Annotated in this window: 17 protein-coding genes; 5 read left to right on the top strand and 12 right to left on the bottom strand. The window is 61.2% G+C overall.

Annotated elements, in window-relative coordinates; all coding sequences use genetic code 11:
* Positions 1–7: 7 nt before the first annotated feature.
* The 7 genes from AC1DY9_RS02815 to lgt form a co-directional block, all read right to left on the bottom strand.
* Complete coding sequence (locus tag AC1DY9_RS02815) at positions 8–1,540, bottom strand: malonate--CoA ligase (protein WP_477665746.1); 1,533 nt, start codon at positions 1,538–1,540, stop codon at positions 8–10.
* The gene (locus AC1DY9_RS02810; protein ID WP_477665745.1) at positions 1,527–2,357 is read right to left on the bottom strand and encodes an enoyl-CoA hydratase/isomerase family protein; all 831 of its coding nucleotides are present in this window, start codon (positions 2,355–2,357) and stop codon (positions 1,527–1,529) included. Before AC1DY9_RS02810 ends, AC1DY9_RS02815 begins: the two co-directional genes overlap by 14 nt.
* Positions 2,358–2,364: 7 nt before the next feature.
* On the bottom strand, positions 2,365–3,348 hold the full coding sequence (locus AC1DY9_RS02805; protein ID WP_457280335.1) for a Bug family tripartite tricarboxylate transporter substrate binding protein: 984 nt from the start codon (positions 3,346–3,348) through the stop codon (positions 2,365–2,367).
* Positions 3,349–3,403: 55 nt separating this feature from the next.
* Positions 3,404–5,530 carry an alpha/beta hydrolase domain-containing protein gene (locus tag AC1DY9_RS02800; protein WP_477665744.1) on the bottom strand — a complete coding sequence of 709 codons (2,127 nt, stop codon included), beginning with the start codon at positions 5,528–5,530 and terminating at the stop codon, positions 3,404–3,406.
* 62 nt (positions 5,531–5,592) lie between these two features.
* Positions 5,593–7,071 (bottom strand): malonyl-CoA decarboxylase domain-containing protein, encoded by a 1,479-nt coding sequence (locus AC1DY9_RS02795; protein WP_457280333.1) that lies wholly within the window; start codon positions 7,069–7,071, stop codon positions 5,593–5,595.
* A complete protein-coding gene (locus tag AC1DY9_RS02790) occupies positions 7,068–7,736 on the bottom strand; it encodes a GntR family transcriptional regulator (protein ID WP_457280332.1) in 669 nt (222 codons plus the stop codon). The genes AC1DY9_RS02795 and AC1DY9_RS02790 overlap by 4 nt, the downstream gene beginning before the upstream one ends.
* 303 nt (positions 7,737–8,039) lie before the next feature.
* Positions 8,040–8,876: a prolipoprotein diacylglyceryl transferase gene (gene lgt / locus AC1DY9_RS02785; RefSeq protein ID WP_457280331.1), complete on the bottom strand. Its 837-nt coding sequence runs from the start codon at positions 8,874–8,876 to the stop codon at positions 8,040–8,042.
* A gap of 91 nt (positions 8,877–8,967) precedes the next feature.
* On the opposite strand from lgt, the gene AC1DY9_RS02780 reads away from it, so the two are divergent.
* Entirely contained in the window at positions 8,968–9,561 is a 594-nt protein-coding gene (locus tag AC1DY9_RS02780; protein WP_457280330.1) for a DUF4124 domain-containing protein, read from the top strand.
* Here the strand turns inward: AC1DY9_RS02780 and AC1DY9_RS02775 are convergent.
* Positions 9,548–10,519: a LysR family transcriptional regulator gene (locus AC1DY9_RS02775; protein WP_457280329.1), complete on the bottom strand. Its 972-nt coding sequence runs from the start codon at positions 10,517–10,519 to the stop codon at positions 9,548–9,550. The genes AC1DY9_RS02780 and AC1DY9_RS02775 overlap by 14 nt on opposite strands.
* 133 nt (positions 10,520–10,652) lie before the next feature.
* On the opposite strand from AC1DY9_RS02775, the gene ilvD reads away from it, so the two are divergent.
* On the top strand, positions 10,653–12,353 hold the full coding sequence (gene ilvD, locus AC1DY9_RS02770) for a dihydroxy-acid dehydratase (protein ID WP_457280328.1): 1,701 nt from the start codon (positions 10,653–10,655) through the stop codon (positions 12,351–12,353).
* A gap of 127 nt (positions 12,354–12,480) precedes the next feature.
* Here the strand turns inward: ilvD and AC1DY9_RS02765 are convergent, their stop codons facing one another.
* Positions 12,481–12,726, bottom strand: a complete 246-nt coding sequence (locus AC1DY9_RS02765; protein WP_457280327.1) for a TIGR04438 family Trp-rich protein — start codon at positions 12,724–12,726, stop codon at positions 12,481–12,483.
* Between the two features lie 124 nt (positions 12,727–12,850).
* Between AC1DY9_RS02765 and AC1DY9_RS02760 the strand changes: the two genes are divergently transcribed.
* Positions 12,851–13,165 carry a c-type cytochrome gene (locus AC1DY9_RS02760; protein WP_457280326.1) on the top strand — a complete coding sequence of 105 codons (315 nt, stop codon included), beginning with the start codon at positions 12,851–12,853 and terminating at the stop codon, positions 13,163–13,165.
* A gap of 185 nt (positions 13,166–13,350) precedes the next feature.
* Here AC1DY9_RS02760 and acs read toward each other — a convergent pair whose 3' ends face one another.
* Positions 13,351–15,348: an acetate--CoA ligase gene (acs, locus tag AC1DY9_RS02755; RefSeq protein ID WP_457280325.1), complete on the bottom strand. Its 1,998-nt coding sequence runs from the start codon at positions 15,346–15,348 to the stop codon at positions 13,351–13,353.
* A 149-nt stretch (positions 15,349–15,497) separates the two neighbouring features.
* Between acs and AC1DY9_RS02750 the strand changes: the two genes are divergently transcribed.
* Positions 15,498–16,112, top strand: coding sequence for a YqhA family protein (locus AC1DY9_RS02750; protein WP_457280324.1), 615 nt, complete (start codon positions 15,498–15,500; stop codon positions 16,110–16,112).
* Between the two features lie 18 nt (positions 16,113–16,130).
* Here the strand turns inward: AC1DY9_RS02750 and nhaA are convergent, their stop codons facing one another.
* Both nhaA and oxlT read right to left on the bottom strand, forming a co-directional pair.
* A complete protein-coding gene (gene nhaA / locus AC1DY9_RS02745; RefSeq protein ID WP_457280323.1) occupies positions 16,131–17,324 on the bottom strand; it encodes a Na+/H+ antiporter NhaA in 1,194 nt (397 codons plus the stop codon).
* A gap of 144 nt (positions 17,325–17,468) precedes the next feature.
* Positions 17,469–18,803, bottom strand: coding sequence for an oxalate/formate MFS antiporter (oxlT, locus tag AC1DY9_RS02740; RefSeq protein WP_457280322.1), 1,335 nt, complete (start codon positions 18,801–18,803; stop codon positions 17,469–17,471).
* Positions 18,804–19,030: 227 nt separating this feature from the next.
* On the opposite strand from oxlT, the gene AC1DY9_RS02735 reads away from it, so the two are divergent.
* Entirely contained in the window at positions 19,031–19,351 is a 321-nt protein-coding gene (locus tag AC1DY9_RS02735) for a hypothetical protein (RefSeq protein WP_477665743.1), read from the top strand.
* Positions 19,352–19,403 lie beyond the last annotated feature (52 nt).

Raw genomic sequence — 19,403 nt, 5'->3', positions numbered from 1 at the left:
CCTGTTCTTAAGCCGCGGCCCGGGTAAACAATCCCTTGTACTGCTCACGCAGCAAATTCTTCTGTACCTTGCCCATGGTGTTGCGCGGCAACTCGTTGACCACAAAGCAGTGCTTGGGAATCTTGAAGTTGGCCAGCTTCGATTTCAGTTCGCCCACAATCCTGCTTCCCTCGAGCACGACGCCCGGCTTGGCGATCACGACGGCCACGCCGACCTCGCCGAAATCCGGGTGCGGCACACCGACCAGCGCGCTTTCGGCCACGCCGGGCATGTCGTTGATGTAGCCTTCAATTTCGGCGGGATAGACGTTGTAACCGCCGCTGATGATGAGGTCTTTGCTGCGGCCCACGATGACGATGTAGCCGCGCTCGTCGATCTTGCCCACGTCGCCGGTCTTGAAGTAGCCGTCTGCGGTGAACTCTTCTTTTGTCTTCTCCGGCATGCGCCAATAGCCCTTGAAAATATTCGGGCCCTTGACCTGGATGCCGCCGATCTCACCGGCCGGCAATGACTCGCCGCCTTCGTCCTGCACTCGCAGGCTGACACCGGGTAACGCAAAGCCCACCGTACCGCCGCGCCGCTCGGCACCCTTGTAAGGGTTGGACGTGAGCATCACGGTTTCCGACATGCCGTAGCGTTCCAGAATGGTGTGGCCGGTGCGCTCTTTCCACTCGTTGAAGGTCTCGATCAGCAAAGGCGCCGACCCCGCCACAAAGAGCCGCATGTTGCGGCAGGCTTCGCGGGTCAGCCCCGGCTCGGCCAGCAGGCGCACATACAGCGTGGGAACGCCCATGAACACCGTGGCTTGGGGCAGCCTTTTCACCACCAGCTTGGGGTCGAATTTGGCCAGCCAGATCATCTTGCTGCCGTTGATGAGCGCACCGTGAATGGCAACAAAGAGTCCGTGCACATGAAAAATCGGCAGGGCATGGATCAGCACATCGCCTTTTTTCCAGCCCCAGGCATCTTTGAGCACCAGCGCATTGCTCAACATGTTTCCGTGCGAAAGCATGGCGCCCTTGCTGCGGCCGGTGGTACCACTGGTGTAGAGGATGGCGGCCAGGTCGTCCGCCCGCCGTGTCACCACTTCATGCTGGTCGCTGCAATGCGCCGCACGGTCCAGCAGCGAGCCTGTGCGGTCATCGTCCAGTGTGAACACGTTCTGCGTGCCGGCCTTGAAGGCGATCTTGCTGACCCAGCCAAAATTCTTGCTGCTGCAGACCATCACGGACGGCTCCGCGTTGTCGATGAAGTATTCGATCTCGGCGCTTTGGTAGGCAGTGTTGAGCGGCAAAAACACATAGCCGGCGCGCAGCGTCGCCAGGTAAAGCATCATGGCTTCCACCGACTTCTCGACCTGCACCGCCACCCTGGCCCCTTCAGGTAACCCCAGCGAGGCCAGCAGGTTGGCCATCATCGCAGTGCCGCGTTCGAGGTCGCGCCACGAATAGCAGAGGCCGTTGTCAGTTTCGACGGCGACTTCATTGAGCGAAGAAGGAAATGCGGCTCGAAGCGCTGCAAACAGGTTATGGTTTTTCATGGGTCAGGCTGGCTATGGTTGGAATGTCGGCCGCCCGGCGATCAAACCGGGGCAGGCGTTTTTCAGTGAAAGCGGCAATACCTTCGCGGTGCTCGGCAGAAGGGGCATAACGGTAGGCTGTTGCTATCAAATCAGTAGCTGGTTGCGCTGATCCAGTGGGCGCCAGAGCCCTGAATGCCTGTTTATTCAGGCGCGCGGCGCCAGGCGCAAGGGCACAGGTGCGATCCACGCACGCCATGACCAGGGCCTCGACGTCCTGGCCTGGCGCAACCTGGTTGAGAAAGCCGCGCTGCTTCATCTCGGCGGCCCCCAGAACGGCAGCCGAAAGCAACATCTCCCGAGCGGTCAGCTCTCCGGCGGCACGCATCACCAGCGCAGCCTCGCGCGGCGCCATCGGGAAGCCGAGTTTGGCAATGGGTGCCCCAAACTTCGCTGTGTCGCCGGCAATGCGGATGTCGCAGCAGCAGGCAATCTCGACGCCGGCGCCCATGCAGTTGCCTTCGATCTGCGCGACGATGGGGACGTCGCAGTCCAGCATGGCCTGCAAGCCGCCCCATACATCGTCTTCATGAAACGCGCGCAGGCCCGCTTCTTCAAAGCGAAAGCCGGCGTATTCGGAGATGTCGCCGCCCGCGCAAAACTGCCCGCCCTCTCCCCGCACCAGCACGCAACACAACGCTGCGCTTTGCTGGATGCGCTCAAACGCCGCGCGCAACTCGCGCCACATGGCGCGAGACATGGCGTTGAGCTTGCCGGGATGGGACAGCGTCACAAAGGCAACGGGGCCTTTCACTTCCAGTAAAACGACACCGGTCATCAAGGGGTCAGTCGAGTTTGGCGCCGGAGGCCTTCACCACCGCCGACCAGCGTTTGACCTCGTTGCTCACAAACGTGCCGAACTGCTGGGGCGTGAGGTTGCCGAAGTCCGCGCCGTTGTTGGCCCAGATGGCTTTGAGCTCGTCGCTGGTGGCGGCCTTGCGCAGGTCTTCCACGATGCGTGCCTGCACGTCGGCTGGTGTGCCCTTGGGCGACCAGATGCCGTACCAGGTGGTCACGGTGTAGTCGGGCAGGCCGAGTTCGCCGGCGCAGGGCACGTCCGGGAAGGCCGGGTTGCGTTTCGTGCCCGACACCATCAGCGCCTTGATGCGGCCGCCCTTGATGTGGTTGGCGGAAGAGCCCAGGCCGTCAAACATCATGTCGACGTTGCCGCCAATCAAGTCCTGCAGCGCAGGGCCCGCGCCGCGATAAGGGATGTGCGTGATGAAGGTCTTGGTTTGCTGCTTGAAGAGCTCCCCGGCCAGATGGTGCGAAGTACCCGCACCGGCGGAGCCGTAGTTGTATCTGCCGGGTGCCTTGCGCACGGCCGCGATGTAAGCCTTGAAGTCTGCGAACGGCATGTTGCGGGGATTGACCACCAGCACCTGCGGCACATTGGCCATCAGGGCCAGCGGCACAAAATCTTTCTCGATGTCGTAGTCCAGCTTGGGATACATCGACGGCGCAATCGTGTGATGCACGGCACCCATGAACAGCGTATAGCCGTCGGGCTGCGCCTTGGCGGCGATGCTCGCGCCCAAGGTGCCGCCGGCTCCGCCGCGGTTGTCGATGATGAGCTGCTTGCCTGTGAGTTTGGCGAACTGCGCCGACAGCGGCCGTGCGAACGCATCGGTACCGCCGCCGGCTGGAAACGGCACGATCATCGTCACCGGCTTGGTGGGCCAGGCTGACTGCGCATGCAGCAGGGGTGATGCGGTTGCAGCGCTGGCCGCAGCGATGCGCAGGACGTCGCGCCGGTTAAATGAAATCATGGTTTGTCTCCTTTGATAAGTTTTACTACGGGATGATATTCGTTAAAAATCGCCTTCAACGCAGCACCGCGCTGGCTTCGGCAGCCTTGATTAAGCGCACCGCGTCTTCGGCCAGCAGGAAACCCTGGGCCTGGGCTTTGTCGGCGGCCTTGCGCACGGCGACCACATAGCCCTCGTGCGAACCGTAGCGCTCCTGCAGCGACAGGCGCGGGTCGCCGTTGGCACTGCGCTCCTGCGCCGTGCGGGCAAAGGGCACCATGCCGCCCACGTAATTGCAGATTTGTCCCTGATGGAACGGCCGGGCGCCGCCCGTCGTGATGTTCCAGCCCAGGTAGGTGCCCAGCGGCGCTTCGAGCAGCACTACCGGCACGCCGCCCAGCTCATTGCCGTCGGCGTCCACACGCGGCGCCAGCATGGGCAGCACCCGGCGGATGGGCGGCGGCGCATTGGATGCCACGCCCGAGCCATCGGCAGGGTTGAACGCGGGGCCCCAGTCATAGTCAAGCACCGGCATGATGAAGTCCGGCTCGGGCACGGTGGGGCGCAACTGCGGCAGCGTGGGAAAGCCGATGCCTTCCTTGGTGGCCAGCGCCAGCGAGCCGCGCGGCTCGCCGGCACGCGGCGCCAGGGTAGGCCAGCGGCTGGGCGGTGGCTCGGCGCCACGCATCACCCAGTTGCGAAAGTGCGCGCGCAGCGCGTTCACGGTTTCGGTATGCGGCACCGGGTTGGCGGGTAACACACCCATGCCGAAATTGTTGCCCGGACAACTGGCGCCTGCCGTTGGAAGGCCCACGCCCGGCAGGCTGGTGTCAAAGCCCCCTGCCCCGCCGCCGTGGCTGGAGCTGGCAATGTAATAGCGCCGCACGTTGGCAGGCAGAGGCAGGTCGGCCCTGGCATCGGTACCCACCCATTCCGGCGTAAGTTTCAGGGCCCAAACCTCGGCCGAGCCAAAGTGCTCAACGATTTTCGGGCAGGTCTTGCTGGCTTCGCAACGATCAAGAATACCGGCAGGCGGCCCACCGCGCACCGGGTCGGCCGCGCGTGCCCACCACTGCGGCCCTTCACTGCCGGCCTGGTACAGCTCCAGCACGCCATCGGGCTGGGCCCAGCGGAAGTTCAGCGCGATGCGCCGGCCCGCAATGATGGGCCAGAGGCCGTCATGCACCTGGCGCCCGGCTTCGTCCCGGTTAAAGCCCAGGTGCAGCCAGCCGCGCAGAAAGTTACCGGACTGCGAGACGCCCCGGCCAATGCTGTGGGTCACCACCCCAGCCACCGGGTTCGGTGTGCCGGCGTCATCGGCCCTGGCCGTCTTGAAGAACACCCCCATATCGCGCCAGGCGGCAAAGCCCACGCCCAGCAGGTAGGGGTCGGCGGCCTTGAACACTACCTGGTAAAGCTTGCTGGCATCGAAGCCGTTCTTCAGGCAAATCTGCGTGGCATCAGGTATGCCGGGAAAAGGATTGGCCGCATCGCATTTGGCCCAGGCCCAGTCGGTGGAAGGAATCACTGTCTCGCCGGTCACATCGCCACGGGTGGATTCAGCCGTGCGCGACACCAGGCGCGACTGGCGCGTGTCCAGGCTCACTGGCTTGTACGGAACAGGATTTGTTTGCACGATCAGCGGCTGCGAACCCGGGCCGGTGCGATTGACGATGCGGCCAAACACCTCACCGGTGACGGGTGAGCCATCGGCGTTTCTTGCCACCGGCACCTTGAGCCAGTGGGCAAGCTCGACCGCAGCAGTGGCCCGCACCATGGTGGCGCCGGCGTTGTCGCCCTGCCAGGCGCTGGTGAGGTCGATGTCACCCAGCGCACGCTCCTGCACCACATTGGGCCGGCGCAAACCACGGTTGGGCACCTCATGCCACATCAGGCCGCTGGCCCTGGACGAATCAACCGGCTTGGTCAACACAAAGGTGGCCACGTAACGCACCTTGCCATCGGCCTCTTTGCCCAGTTCAATGTCCTGGATGATGGCATTGCCAGGCGCCTTGGGGTCCAGCTCGCCGAACGCGCGGCCGGCAACCTGTTCAAAGGCAACACCACCTGACAGGTCTGCCGCCAGGGGAACGGTTTCGTCAATCACGATCCGCGTGACGCGGGCCTGGGCGGAATGTCCCAGCAAAAACACGGCGGCCAGCGACGCAAGCGCCAACCTTCCCATCAGGTGAACGGGTCTCATGTCTGTCTCCTTCGTTTTTATCTGTCTACATCTGTCTACTGCTCGTCTGCAACTGCAAAAAACTACAAAAGCGATTCAATAGCGCCGGACACAGCCACCTTTCCTTGGGCCAGCAAGGCGCGGTGCTTGTCCAGGCGCTTGAGGTCATAGAGGTAATTCACCATCAGGCCGTACGATTGCCTGAGCCCTTTGGGCGTCGGGTCGCCTGCCCAGTTGATGCGCTCTACGCGCGCCCCGTTGCCCAGATGAAAGCGTGCCACCGGATCCAGCGGCTTGCCCTCTTCCAGGGCCCGGCCCAGGTAATGGGCGGCGCAGTGCAGCAGCATCTTTCGCACCGGCGACTTTTCGTTGAGAGCCAGCGGATTCTCTGCGGCGGTCAGCAGGTGCCCCGCAGTGGGCGGCTCAAACCCCACCGCCCGGCCCAGGGCGGCAAGCTCCTTGTCTCCCAGCGTTTCCAGCATGGCCGCCGCGTTCTTGCCCAGCCAGCTGCGAAACCCCGGAATCGGTGAAAGGGTGGCAAAGGTCTTGAGCTTGGGAAACTCCTCTTTCAGGGTCTCCACCACGCGCTTGATCAGTGAATCGCCAAAGCTCACGCCGCGCAGGCCGGCCTGCGTATTGCTGATGGAGTAGAAAATCGCAGTGGTCGCACGGCTCAGGTCCGAGGGCGCTGCCAGCTCATCAAGCAAAGGCATGATGTCGCCCGCAATCGTCTCGACCATCGCGACCTCGACAAAAATCAGCGGCACTTCTGGAAGACGCGGGTGGAAGAAGCCATAGCAGCGACGGTCACTGTCAAGCCGGTTTTTGACGTCGGCCCATCCCTTGATGTCATGGACCGCTTCGTACTTGATCAGCTTTTCAATCAGTGACGCCGGTGAATCCCAGGTGATGCGGCGCAGGTCAAGGAAACCGACATCGAACCATGTCGAGAACATGTATTCCATTTCGACATCCAGCGCCAGCAGACGCTTGTCGGCCTTGAGGCTGGGCTGCATGTCGGCACGCATCTCGACCAGGAACTGGATGCCGCCCGGATAGACGCTGAAGCGCTGCAGCAGACGCCGGCGCGGCGAGACAGTGGCACGGCGGTAACGCACCTCGGCCACGGCCTCTTCGGGTGTACCCACGGCAGCCGCAAACTGCGCCTGCGCGGCCTTGACCTTCTGCGGATTGGCGACGAACTGCTCACTCATCAGCATCCACAGGTCGCGCCGGCGAGCCGGGGTGGCGCCCTGGTACCAGGCCGCGATGGCCATGGCGCGCCGGCCGCCTTCCACCTCACTGACGCGGGGATCAATGATGGCCTGCAACTCCTGCAAGGTGCGGCGAAGTACACGCGGCGACAGCGCTTCGTCCTTATGGCTCAAAGTTGCCAGAAGCCGTTCATGCGTGCTTCGTGCGGGCAATTCGACGCTAGCTGCTATCTTTTTTGTAGCTGCTTGCGCACGGTCTGTTTGCCCTGCGGCCGTTTTTTCTGTAAGGCCTTTCTCGCCTGCCGTGAGCCGCGAAACATTGCGGCTGAGCCAGTCTGCGGCGCTCATGAGGCCACCCTGGAGCGCTGGCTGCGGGAAAGGTCACGCAGCGCTTCGCGCTGGCGCGTCAGGTGCGTGCGCATGGCAGCATCGGCACCTTCGCTGTCACGGCTTTTGAGGGCCGCAAACACCGTCATGTGCTCTGAAAGACTTTGCGCCAGCCGGCCCGGCGCGTGCAACTGCTGGAGCCGGGCAAGCTTCAATATTTTTCGCAGGTCCGCAATCGCCTGCGCGAGCCAGCGGTTGTTGGCCAACAGGATGATGGCCTCGTGAATGGCGAAATTGGTCGCGTAATAGTCATTGATCCGGCCGGCTTTGGCGTGACTGTTAAGCCGCTCATGCAAAGTAGTGAGCGCAGCCAGATCGGCGTCGGTGGCATTGCGTGCCGCCTCATAGGCGCAGCGCCCCTCCAGCAAGGCGATGACCGGGAAAATGTCGTCCAGGTCTTGCTCGGTCACCTCATTGACAAAGCAACCACGCCGGGGTTCGTGGCGCAGAAGCCCTTCCGAGGTCAGTACCTTGAGCGCCTCGCGCAGTGGCGTGCGGGAGATTTCCAGCCGTTCGCATAGCGCCACCTCGTCCAGAAAACTCCCGGGCGCCAGCTGGCCGGCAAAAATCTGCTCGCGCAGGGTATTGGCGACCTCCTGATGCAATGAACTCTGGACCAGACGCATGACAGACCCCTTTTGACCGGCTGACGCAATGAACCCAAATACACGACACATCCACCGAACCCGGCAACTGCGGTGGCCCGGCACGTCCCGAAAAATCCACCTGCTTCCATACAACTGCCCCGGCAGCGTCTGGAGTTTTCAGAATTCCAGCGGTAATTTCAAGTAATTACACATAATTATGAGAGTTAAAAAGCAGTCAGACAAGTGAGTTGTGCCTGAAAACGACAGGGAGAAACCCTAGCGCCCCGAAGCGAGAGGCTCAGGGCACCAGACAGTCCTGACGCCCGGAGCTATCGCCACAAGTCAATAGCTGCCTGCGATGGATTTTTGGGGTTGACCCTGCCGGGAAGCCCACACCCAGAGCCAGGCACCCGCTGCGATCATGGGCACGCAAAGCCATTGGCCCATGCTCATGCCCAGGGCGAGGATGCCGAGGAAGTCGTCTGGCTCACGGAAAAACTCGGCGATGAAACGAAACACGCCGTAGCCGACCAGGAAGGCCCCGGAGACCTGCCCCACCTTACGCGGCTTGCGCGCGTACAACCAGAGCAGCACGAACAGCAACAAGCCCTCCATCAGGAATTGATAGATTTGTGAGGGGTGACGCGGCTGCATGGCGCCGCTGCCCGGAAATACCATGCCCCAGGGCAAAGCAGGGTCGCTGAAGCGTCCCCAGAGCTCACCGTTAATGAAGTTGCCAACGCGCCCCGCCGCCAACCCGGTCGGTACGCAAGGCGCGACGAAGTCCATGACCTGCAGCCAAGGCCGCTGGCGCGAACGGGCAAACCACCATTGCGAGGCCAGCACACCCAGCATCCCGCCGTGAAAGCTCATGCCGCCCTGCCACACAAAAAAGATTTCAAGCGGGTGCGACAGGTAGTAACCGGGCTTGTAAAAAAGGCAGTAGCCGAGCCGCCCACCGACCACCACACCCATGACACCCAGGAACAGGATGTCCTCAATGTCCCTGCGCGACCAGGCGCCGGGGCCGGTGATGGACGCATAGGGCTCGTGGCGAAGGCGCCGCGTAGCCAGGAAGAAGAAGAGGCCAAAAGCCGCCAGATATGTCAGGCCATACCAATGGATGGCCAGGGGACCCAACTGCAGGGCAACCGGATTGATTTGCGGATGAATAAGCATGGGCCGTATTTTTGCATGCGAGGCTCGTAGGAAAGGGCTTACAGTGAGCCCGCTCGCTTAAACTGGGAGCAACGCCGTACAGGATCACACCATGCGTCATTTATTCTGTTTTACCGTTGTTTCAGGCTTGGGTTTGTTGTGCATCCAACCCGCTGCGGCACAGGTCTACCAATGCCTTGATTCAGCCGGCAAAAAGGTGTTTTCACAAACGCCCTGTGCGACCGGCGGCGGTGGCAATGAAAAGCTCATTGTCCGCGCACCCGCCCCTGCCGCGGCACCAGCATCCACTGACGGCACACCTGTAACAGGCGTGCCCGGCGTGCTTTATGGCAATGGAGGAGCCGCCGCAGCCCCCAAGGATTGGGCGGCGGAAAACGCTGCAGCGAATGCGCGGGCGGCTGCTGCTGACCGATCCAGCGGCGGATCGCGCCAGGCCATGCCCTCGGCACTGGGCGGCCTGCGCAAAGGCGGTGCCCAAACCCAGGCGCAAGCCTCCGACAAACAGATCATTGCCAATTGCGAAGCCACCCACGGCGCCCGCTGCAGCAGTGCCGGCGAAATAGCCCAACGAAGAATGGAGCAGCGCGAACTCACCCCAGCGGAAAAGCAGCAGCAGCAAAGTGCGGTGGCGGCGCGCCGGCAACGCGAACGGGAAGAAGCCTTCGAGCGGTCTATGCGCCGATAAAGGTGATAAAGCGGGCAAGCGCCGGGTTGGCGCTGGCCCGCGGCCAGACCAGACTGGTCTCACAGCCAGGCACCACGGCCGAAGCACCCCGTGCACCACTACGCATGGAAGGCCTGCCACCAGGCAGGCTGCGATACACCACGCCAGGGCGCTGAAACTGCCGCACGCTCTCGGGAACCCAGGCCACGCCGAGCCCGGCGGATACCAGGTTCACGATGGTCTGCATCTGGATGGCTTCCTGGGCAACCTGCGGCAATTGCCCTGCGGCGTGATACATCGCAAAAATCGCGTCGTAAAGTGACGGAACGATTCGCCGCGGAAAGATCACTAAAGGCTCGCCCAGCAGATCAGGGAGCGCTAGCGTCGCCTTGCTTGCCAGCGAGTGCTGCCCGGGTAGCGCCACCACCAACGGGTCCTGGCTGATGTGCCGGCAGGCCAGGCCTGGCGGCGCGAAACCAGGGGAATGCAACATGAAGCCCGCGTCGATCTCTCCGCGCTCAAAAGCCTGCAGCTGCACGTCGCCGGTCGCCTCTATCAATTCCAGCTGCACCTTGGGGTATTGCTCGCGAAAGGCCTGCACCCAACGCGGCAACAACTCAAAACCGACCGTAGACACAAAAGCCAGCCGCAAGCGCCCGGCCTCGCCGTCCGCGCTGGCGCGCGCATATGCCGGAAGAGCCAAGGCACGTGTCAGCAGGTCACGCGCTTCGGGCACCAAGGCAGCACCTGCCGTCGTGAGCTGCACGCTACGCTTGGTGCGGTCGAACAATCTGAGGCCCAAATGCGCCTCCAGCTGCGCAATGGCCTGCGTGAGCGGCGGCTGGGTCATGTTGAGGCTTTTGGCAGCGCGGCCGAAATGAAGTTCCTCGGCCACTGCCAGAAACTGACGCCACAGGCGAAGCTCGATCAAGGGCGGTTTACGGGAAGCCATGCCCGTGGTGCCGAGAATATCTTTCATATGCCATACATATTAATAGATGATTAATAATGGATTGGAAAGAATCAATCAAAGCACGCATACTCTGTTTCTCCCGATGAATGCCCAAGGTCAAACGCGGGCAAGCCACAGTAGCCAACACCACGAGACACCCATGGAAACCAAAACCGTCAACATCGTTGCCAACCCACGCAGCAGGAACATCACCGAGGGTAAATCGCGCGCGCCGAACCGCTCCATGTACTACGCCATGGGCTACGAGGCCGACGATTTCAAAAAACCCATGATCGGCGTGGCCAATGGGCACAGCACGATCACGCCCTGCAACAGCGGCCTGCAAAAACTGGCCGACGCGGCAATTGCCGGTATCGAGGAAGCTGGCGGCAACGCGCAGGTATTCGGCACACCCACGATTTCCGACGGCATGGCCATGGGCACCGAGGGCATGAAGTACTCCCTCGTGAGCCGCGAAGTGATCTCCGACTGCATCGAGACCTGCGTGCAGGGCCAGTGGATGGACGGCGTGCTGGTGGTTGGTGGCTGCGACAAGAACATGCCGGGCGGCCTGATGGGCATGCTGCGCGCCAACGTGCCGGCGATCTACGTCTATGGCGGCACCATCCTGCCGGGCACCTACAAGGGCAAAGACCTCAACATCGTCAGCGTCTTTGAAGCCGTGGGCGAAAACGCCGCCGGGCGCATGAGCGACGAAGACCTGCTGCAAATCGAGCGCCGCGCCATTCCGGGCACCGGCAGCTGCGGCGGCATGTACACGGCCAACACCATGTCCAGCGCTTTCGAGGCCCTGGGCATCTCACTGCCCTACTCCAGCACCATGGCCAACCCGCATGACGAAAAAATGAATTCGGCCAAAGAGTCGGCCAAAGTGCTCGTCGAAGCCATCAAGAAGGACATCAAGCCGCGCGACATCGTCACAAAAAAGGCGATTGAAAATGCCGTAGCCGTGATCATGGCCACCGGTGGCTCCACCAATGCCGTGCTGCATTTCCTGGCCATCGCCCACACAGCCGGCGTCGAATGGACCATTGATGACTTCGAACGCGTACGCCAGCGTACGCCAGTGCTGTGCGACCTGAAGCCGTCGGGCAAATACCTTGCCGTGGACCTGCATCGCGCCGGCGGCATTCCACAAGTGATGAAAACGCTGCTGGCCGCCGGCCTGCTGCATGGCGACTGCCTGACGATCTCCGGCCAGACCATCGCAGAGACGCTCAAGGATGTACCCGAGGTGCCGCGCGCCGACCAGGACGTGATCCGCCCCATCAACAATCCGATGTATGCGCAGGGCCACCTGGCCATCCTGAAGGGCAATCTCTCGCCCGAAGGCTGCGTAGCCAAAATCACCGGCCTGAAGAACCCCGTCATGACCGGCCCGGCCCGGGTGTTTGATGACGAACAGTCCGCGCTGGCAGCCATCCTGGCCGGCAAGATCAAGGCCGGCGATGTCATGGTGCTGCGTTACCTCGGACCCAAAGGAGGCCCCGGCATGCCTGAAATGCTGGCCCCCACCGGCGCGCTGATCGGTGCCGGCCTCGGCGAAAGCGTGGGCCTGATCACAGACGGCCGCTTCTCGGGCGGCACCTGGGGCATGGTGGTCGGCCACGTGGCGCCTGAAGCTGCGGCTGGCGGCAATATCGCCTTCATTAACGAAGGCGATTCGATCACCATTGATTCGAAGCAACTCCTGTTGCAACTGAATATCAGTGACGCCGAATTGGCTAAACGCAAGGTCGGCTGGAAAGCCCCTGCGCCACGCTATACCCGGGGCGTCCAGGCCAAGTTCGCTTTCAATGCATCAAGTGCCAGCAAGGGTGCGGTGCTGGACGACTATTGATTTGATCCGCTGAAACGCAAAGAGCCCGTGAAGTTACAGACTTCACGGGCTCTTTGCTTTGGGGCCAGCTGCCAGTTGCGAAAACCGGGTAACTTGACTGGCGTCTTAGCTAGTTGCGCTGTATCAGCTATTTCTTTTTCTTCGCCGAAAGCATGCCCATGGCTTCACGCTGCTTGTCGATGCGGTCTTGCCTGCGTTTGTCCATCTTGTCCACTTCCTTACGCTTGGTATAGCCCGATGCATCCGCCCACCACCACCAGAGGGCTGCAAGCGCGAATGGAGAAAGCACAATCCACCAGCTCAATGTAGCAACGGGACCGATTTCGAGATACTTCAGTGCCAATGCAGCAATTCCAACCAATAGAAAAAACATCTGTAACTCCTCTGAATGTGTGGTGGTTTGGCCGGGTCAACCCTTGAAACCCGGGTCAACCGGCACCACTACAATGACGTTAATTGACTGTAACCGAATCCACAACTCCCCACGAGGACAATCCATGAAACGCATTCTTTCGGTCATCGCTTCCATGGCTGCAGTTTTTGCAGTATCAACCCCTGCACTGGCGGATCTGCAACTGGCAACCGCAAAAAACTGCATGGCTTGCCACGCCGTTGACAAAAAACTGGTTGGACCCTCCTACAAGGATGTCGCAGCCAAATATGCAGGGCAAAAAGACGCAGCAGACAAGCTGGCCGCCAAAGTCATCAAGGGTGGTTCAGGCGTCTGGGGCCCGGTGCCCATGCCAGCCAACGCCCAGGTAAGCCCAGACGAAGCCAAAAAGCTGGTTGCCTGGATCCTGACCCAGAAATAACCGAGGGCTTCTGGCCCAAAAAAAGCCCGTCATTGACGGGCTTTTTTTATGCCGCTTCAAATCACTGCTTTTCAGACAGCTGATCGAGAATGGCAGGGTTTTGTGGCCACGTCACATCGCTTCGCGATATGAGTGTCCCCCAACCCTGCCCCAGCTTCGCTGACGCGGCTACGCCACGTTCTCGATCACTGCTTTTCAGACAGCTGATCGAGAATGGCAGGGTTTTCAAGCGTCGAGGTGTCCTGGGTGATGGTCTCGCCCTTGGCGATGCCGCGCAGCAGGCGGCGCATGATCTTGCCGCTTCGGGTCTTGGGCAGGTTGTCGCCAAAGCGGATGTCCTTGGGCTTGGCGATCGGGCCGATTTCTTTGCCCACCCAGTCGCGCAGCTCCTTGGCAATCGCCTTGGCTTCCTCACCCGTCGGGCGTGAACGCTTGAGCACTACAAAGGCCACAATGGCTTCGCCCGTCAAGTCATCGGGCCGCCCCACCACGGCGGCCTCGGCCACCAGCGTAGAGTGCGCTACCAGTGCCGATTCGATTTCCATGGTGCCCATGCGATGGCCCGACACATTCAGCACGTCATCGATGCGGCCGGTGATGCGGAAGTAGCCGTTGTCGACATTGCGCACTGCCCCGTCGCCGGCCAGGTAAATCGTGCCGCCCATTTCTTCGGGGAAATAGCTTTTCTTGAAACGGTCCGGATCGTTCCAGATCGTGCGGATCATGGAGGGCCAGGGCCGCTTGACGACCAGCATGCCGCCTGCGCCATTAGGGAGATCCTTGCCGGTTTCGTCGACGATGGCGGTCATGATGCCGGGCAATGGCAGCGTGCAGCTGCCGGGCACCAGCGGCGTAGCGCCGGGCAGCGGCGTGATCATGTGGCCACCGGTTTCGGTTTGCCAGAAGGTATCGACGATGGGGCAACGCTCGCCACCCACGTTCTTGTAGTACCACATCCAGGCTTCGGGATTGATCGGCTCGCCAACAGAGCCCAGGATGCGCAGGCTGCTCAAGTCTGAGCGGGCCGGATGCACCTTCTCGTCAGCCTCGGCGGCCTTGATCAATGAACGGATGGCCGTAGGCGCCGTGTAGAAAATCGTGACCTTGTGTTTTTCGATCATCTGCCAGAAGCGGCCCGCATTCGGGAAGGTCGGTATGCCTTCAAAGATGATCTGCGTTGCGCCGGCAGCCAGCGGGCCGTAGGCCACGTAGGTGTGGCCGGTGATCCAGCCGATGTCGGCGGTGCACCAGAACACGTCGGCGGGCTGGATGTCGAAGGTCCAGTCCATGGTGAGTTTGGCCCACAGCAGGTAGCCGCCGGTACTGTGCTGCACGCCCTTGGGCTTGCCGGTCGAGCCCGAGGTGTAAAGGATAAAAAGCGGGTGCTCTGCGCCGACGAACTCGGGCTCACACACCGGTGCCGCCTTGGCGGTGATCTCGTGCATCAGGCTGTCGCGGCCGGCCACCATGTTGCAGGCAGTGGCGGTGCGCTGGTAGACGATCACGTTCTTGATCGACTCGCAGCCGCCCATGGCGATGCCTTCATCGACGATGGCTTTGAGCGGCAGCTCTTTGCCGCCACGCAACTGGTAATTGGCGGTAATAACGGCCACGGCGCCGGCGTCCTGAATACGCTCCTGAAGGCTCTTGGCCGAGAAGCCGCCGAAAACCACCGAATGCGTGGCGCCTATGCGCGCGCAAGCCTGCATGGCCACCACGCCTTCGACCGTCATTGGCATGTAGATGATGACGCGGTCGCCCTTTTTGATGCCGGCGCCTTTCAGCGCGCTCGCAAACTGACTGACCCTGGCATGCAATTCTTTGTAAGTGACGTTGGTGACCTTGCCGTCGTCGCTTTCAAAGATGATGGCTTTTTTGTTTTCGACCGGTGTGCCCAGATGGCGGTCCAGACAGTTGTAGGAAGCGTTGAGTTCACCATCGGCAAACCACTTGTAGAACGGAGCATTGGACTCATCCAGTGTCTGGGTGAATGGCTTCTTCCAGCTCAGGTTTTCGCGCGCCAGGCGAGCCCAAAACCCTTCAAAGTCCTTCTCGGCTTCGGTGCACAGCGCCTGGTAGGCCGGCATACCCGAAATACGCGCGGCCTTTACGGTGGCTGGTGTCGGCGGAAAGATGCGATTTTCAACCAGGGTGGATTCGATCGCGGATGAAGGGGCGCTCATTGGTTTTGTCTCCTGTTTGTCACTGAATGCGTGGTACTGTCTTCTGCCGCACTTACAAGCCACTGACTGGCTTGAACCTTACAACTTCTGCAATTCAGGGGATACCTGCGCTCCCCCTACAATGCCGCAAACCCCCAGCTTACGCCATCATGACTGAATCCACCCAATCCCCCACCCCCGCCAAAATTTCGCCCCTGCGCCCCTTGCCCAACCTGATTTTTGCCAGCCGCTGGCTGCAATTGCCGCTGTACCTCGGGTTGATCGCCGCTCAGGCCGTGTACGTGCTGCACTTTCTGGTGGAGTTGTGGCACCTGATTGAAGCCGCCTTCGGCAGCCAGACCGCACTGCAGTCGCTGATCACCAGCATCGGCTACAAGACCTCCACGCCCATCGTGTCGCTCAACGAGACGGTCATCATGCTGGTAGTGCTGGCGCTGATCGACGTGGTCATGATCTCGAACCTGCTGATCATGGTGATCGTGGGCGGCTACGAAACCTTTGTGAGCCGCATGAACCTCGAAGGCCATCGGGACCAGCCCGAATGGTTGAGCCACGTGAACGCCTCGGTATTGAAAGTGAAGCTCGCAACGGCCATCATCGGCATCAGCTCCATCCACTTGCTGAAGACCTTCATTAACGCCGACAATTACACCGACAGGGTCCTGATTGCGCAAACGGTGATCCACATCACCTTCCTGTTGTCGGCGATTGCGATCGCCTACACCGACAAGATCATGTCCGCCATCGCCGCGCAAAAGCACTAAGCGAGCCACGCCGGACAGCTAGTCCGGCGCCTTTTTTGGGGTGCTGGCGCGCATCAGCATCACCGCACCCAGCACCCCTGACAACAACGAACCGCACAGCACACCCAGCTTTAGTTGCGTCTCGTATGCCGCATCCTGGCCGGCAAATGCGAGCGCACCGATGAAAAGGCTCATGGTAAAGCCCACGCCGCACAGCAGGCAGACACCAAAAAACTGGCTCCAGCCAGCGCCGGCGGGCAGGCGTGCACCGACAAAGCGAATCAGCAGCCAGGAAGCCCCAAACACGCCGACCGCCTTGCCCACCAGCAGGCCTGCCGTGATACCCAAGGGCACGCTCTGAAGAAGCGTTCCGACGGTCACCCCCTGAAGCGACACTCCAGCATTGGCGAACGCAAACATCGGTAACACCGCAAAAGCCACCCAGGGGTGCAGCGCGTGCTCAGCGGTTTTCAACGGCGAGCCGCCTTTGCCGTCTGAAAGGGGAATCGCCAGCGCGGTAATGACGCCCGCCAGCGTTGCATGAATGCCCGACTTGTAGACGAAAAGCCAGATCACCAGGCCCACTGCCACGTAGGGCCCTACAACCATCACCTTCGCCCGGTTAAAGGCCAGCAAGAGCAACCCACCGATCGCGGCGGCCACCAACGCCATCACCGACAAACCCTCGGTGTAGAAAAACGCAATGATCAGGATGGCGCCCAGGTCATCAATGATGGCGACAGCCGTCAAAAACACCTTGAGCGATGCCGGCACGCGGCTGCCCAGCAGCACCAGGATGCCCAGCGCAAAGGCAATGTCGGTGGCGGCCGGAATCGCCCAGCCGCGCATCGCGACCGGGTCGCCGGCATTGATCGCCATGTAGATGAGCGCCGGCGCCACCATGCCGCCCAACGCAGCGCCCGCCGGCAACAGCGCCTGTGCACGCGAGGCCAGCTCGCCCTCGATCAATTCGCGCTTGATCTCCAGGCCCACCAGAAAGAAAAACACCGCCATCCACAGGTCATTGACCCAATGCAGTAGCGACTTGGAAAGCACCAGCAGATCACCGCCCACCCGCAGTTCGCCTGGCAGTTGCACAAACCGGTTGTAAGTCTCACTCCATGGCGAGTTGCTCAGTACCAGCGCCGCCACAGCGGCCAGCGCCAGCACCACGCCCGAAAGCGACTGCGAATTGATGAACTGGTTCAGTGTGCGGTAGACAAACTTGAGCATGCCGCCATTGTCCCAGAGACGCAGCCTGGCAGGCAGGTACTCCCACACAGCGGAGGCCGCAGCTCATGGCTCAGCCGTGATGTCAGCCATTGCGGCCAAGCGCCACTGAATGCATCGGACCGCAAGCCCTGACCTCTACTCTATTTATTGCGCGGACTGCGGAAGATGACCGAAGCTGGCAGCCTTGCCGGAGGCGGCCGCCGGCAGCACAGCCTTTTCCATCTCGGCGCGCCGCATCGGGCGCAGCACATACCACGCCATCAGGGCAGCAATCGCGTTCATGACGCTGCCGACAATGAACACGGCGTGCCAGTTGCCCGTCATCGCCGTGAGCACGCTGGACAGCGGAACCAGCAGCGACGCCGTGCCCTTGGCGGTGTACAGCAGGCCGGCGTTGGATGCGGCGTACTTGGAGCCAAAGGTATCGGCGCAGGTTGATGGAAAGAGGCTGTAGATCTCGCCCCAGGCGAAGAACACCATGCCCGTCAGTACCACGAAGGCAACCGGGTTGTGGCCAAACTGGTAGAGAGCCAGGATGCCCACCGACTCGATGCCAAAGGCGATCAGCATCGTTTTTTCACGGCCGATCTGGTCCGACACCCAACCAAAGAACGGACGGGTGAGCCCGTTAAGCACGCGGTCAATGGCCAGGGCAAATGTGAGCGCCGGCAGCGCCAGACCCATGATGCTGACGGGCACGTCGCCGACGTTGAAATCCTTGGCGATAGGTCCGAGCTGGGCCGTAGCCATCAGCCCGCCGGCCGCCACCATCACGAACATGACGTACATCACCCAGAACACCGGTGAACGCAGGACTTCGGACGGTGTGTAGTCGCGCCGGCTCTGCTGCACATTGATCGTGGAGATCGAGCCGCTCTTGGCCAGGTTCGCCGGTGCCCGCGTCAACAGGAACGACACGACAAATACGATCACGCCCTGAATGATCCCGAAGTACAGGAAGGCAGACTGGTAGCCGCTGCCCTTGATCATGGCCGAGATCGGAAGAATAGTGAGCGCGGAGCCCGCGCCAAAACCTGCAGCCGTGAGACCCGCAGCCAGGCCTCGGCGATCCGGAAACCACTTCAAGGCATTGCCGACACAGGTACCGTACACCGCACCCGCGCCAACGCCACTGATCGCAGCAGCGATGTAGAGCAGCATCAGTGAATCGGCAAAGGAATTAATAACCCAGCCCACGCCGCAAAGAATGCCGCCGACCATGACCACCGGACGTGGCCCGAAACGGTCGACGAGATAGCCTTCAATCGGCACGAGCCAGGTTTCAGTCAACACAAAAATCGTGAAAGCAACCTGGATGGCGGCCTTGCTCCAGCCGTACTTGTCGGCAATCGGATTGACAAAAAGGGTCCAGCCATATTGCAGGTTGGCAATCATCGCCATGCAGACGATGCCCAAGAGAAGCTGTATCCAGCGATGAGCGTTCGATGGCGCGGGGGTGGCCGTATTGGCGTGTGTCATGAAAGTCTCCTGTCGTTGTATGCCGTGGAAATTGCGTTTGCAATCGCTGATGCTGTTGTTGTGGGCGGATTGTGAGAGCGCGCATTTCGAAGCCCGCTTGATCGCGATCAAGTTTGGAAAAAACTTTACGCAACGCGAAAAAAACGAAAGCTGATTGAAAGAATCATGCAGCGTTACCCCCCGGTTTCTGCGACGGATTCAATTCACAAGATGAGGGTGTGCGGGTAATGGCCGAGCTGAGCCTGAACACGCAATTCGAGGGTCAGCAAACGCCCGGCGTTGCACCGGGCCTGGGAGGCACTGAAAAAAAAACGAGAGAGAGAAAAGCAACCGCGTCACGCGGTCTATCGATGGCGGCGCAAACCGCCCGGCAACAATTAGCGGGGCCGCAGCGCGCTGATAAAAATATGCAGAGGCGTAGCAGCAAGCAACTCACGCAGCACAAGGCGTGCGCGCGCCCTGACGGCGGGTTGGGCAATTTTCAGATACAGGGCGAAAGCGGTCATGAGTTTCCTTTGTTGCGTGAGCATCTACAGAAGCAATCATAGGGTAAACCCTTGGCCTCTTCAAACCATCAGCCAACCACCGCCGAACCGGGTT

The sequence above is a fragment of the Polaromonas sp. P1_F6 genome (assembly GCF_056405695.1).
Note: the sequence above shows the minus strand (reverse complement) of the source record. Positions and strands in the feature narration are given on the sequence as shown.